Raw genomic sequence first — 1,992 nt, 5'->3', positions numbered from 1 at the left:
GGAGTCATAAAAGAAGAACATAAACGAAGCGACCTGGAAAGGTCCGTCACAGAAGGTAACAACCCTGTAGTTGAAATGTTCTTCTCTCCTGAGTGGATCCTGAGTACGGCGGGACACGTGAAATCCCGTCGGAAGCTGGGAGGACCATCTCCCAAGGCTAAATACTCCCTAGTGACCGATAGTGAACCAGTACCGTGAGGGAAAGGTGAAAAGCACCCCGGGAGGGGAGTGAAAGAGATCCTGAAACCGTGTGCCTACAAGTAGTCAGAGCCCATTTACGGGTGATGGCGTGCCTTTTGTAGAATGAACCGGCGAGTTACGTTCTCGTGCAAGGTTAAGTTGTAAAGACGGAGCCGCAGCGAAAGCGAGTCTGAATAGGGCGTCACAGTACGAGGTCGTAGACCCGAAACCAGGTGATCTACCCATGTCCAGGGTGAAGTTCAGGTAACACTGAATGGAGGCCCGAACCCACGTACGTTGAAAAGTGCGGGGATGAGGTGTGGGTAGCGGTGAAATTCCAATCGAACCTGGAGATAGCTGGTTCTCTCCGAAATAGCTTTAGGGCTAGCCTCGGATGAAGAGTCTTGGAGGTAGAGCACTGATTGGACTAGGGGCCCCCAACGGGTTACCGAATTCAGTCAAACTCCGAATGCCAACGACTTATATCCGGGAGTCAGACTGCGAGTGATAAGATCCGTAGTCAAAAGGGAAACAGCCCAGACCACCAGCTAAGGTCCCAAAGTATACGTTAAGTGGAAAAGGATGTGGAGTTGCTTAGACAACCAGGATGTTGGCTTAGAAGCAGCCACCATTTAAAGAGTGCGTAATAGCTCACTGGTCGAGTGACTCTGCGCCGAAAATGTACCGGGGCTAAACGTATCACCGAAGCTGTGGATTGATACCTATGGTATCAGTGGTAGGAGAGCGTTCTAAGGGCGGTGAAGCTAGACCGTAAGGACTGGTGGAGCGCTTAGAAGTGAGAATGCCGGTGTGAGTAGCGAAAGATGGGTGAGAATCCCATCCACCGAATGTCTAAGGTTTCCTGAGGAAGGCTCGTCCGCTCAGGGTTAGTCGGGTCCTAAGCCGAGGCCGATAGGCGTAGGCGATGGCAAACAGGTTGATATTCCTGTACCACCTCTCTTCCATTTGAGTGATGGGGGGACGCAGGAGGATACAGTAAGCGCGCTGTTGGATATGCGCGTCCAAGCAGGTAGGCTGGTGAGTAGGCAAATCCGCTCACTGTAAGGCTGAGCTGTGATGGCGAGGGAAATATAGTACCGAAGTTCTGGATTCCACACTGCCAAGAAAAGCCTCTAGCGAGGAAGATGGTGCCCGTACCGCAAACCGACACAGGTAGACGAGGAGAGAATCCTAAGGTGTGCGAGAGAACTCTCGTTAAGGAACTCGGCAAAATGACCCCGTAACTTCGGGAGAAGGGGTGCTCTGTTAGGGTGTTAAAGCCCGAGAGAGCCGCAGTGAATAGGCCCAGGCGACTGTTTAGCAAAAACACAGGTCTCTGCGAAACCGTAAGGTGAAGTATAGGGGCTGACGCCTGCCCGGTGCTGGAAGGTTAAGAGGAGAGGTTATCCCTTCGGGGAGAAGCTTTGAATCGAAGCCCCAGTAAACGGCGGCCGTAACTATAACGGTCCTAAGGTAGCGAAATTCCTTGTCGGGTAAGTTCCGACCCGCACGAAAGGCGCAACGATCTGGGCACTGTCTCAACGAGAGACTCGGTGAAATCATAGTACCTGTGAAGATGCAGGTTACCCGCGACAGGACGGAAAGACCCCGTGGAGCTTTACTGTAGCCTGATATTGAATTTTGGTACAGCTTGTACAGGATAGGCAGGAGCCTTAGAAGCCGGAGCGCTAGCTTCGGTGGAGGCGCTGGTGGGATACTGCCCCCGCTGTATTGAAATTCTAACCCGCTGCCCTTATCGGGCAGGGAGACAGTGTCAGGTGGACAGTTTGACTGGGGCGGTCGCCTCCTAAA

General features: G+C 52.7%; 1 rRNA gene. It reads left to right on the top strand.

From position 1 onward, the window contains the following. Window positions 1-1,992, top strand: a 23S ribosomal RNA gene (locus tag ACK3CR_RS26940); the annotation flags it as partial.

The organism is Priestia sp. TRM10, assembly GCF_057808375.1.
This window is presented reverse-complemented; position numbering and strand designations above follow the sequence as displayed.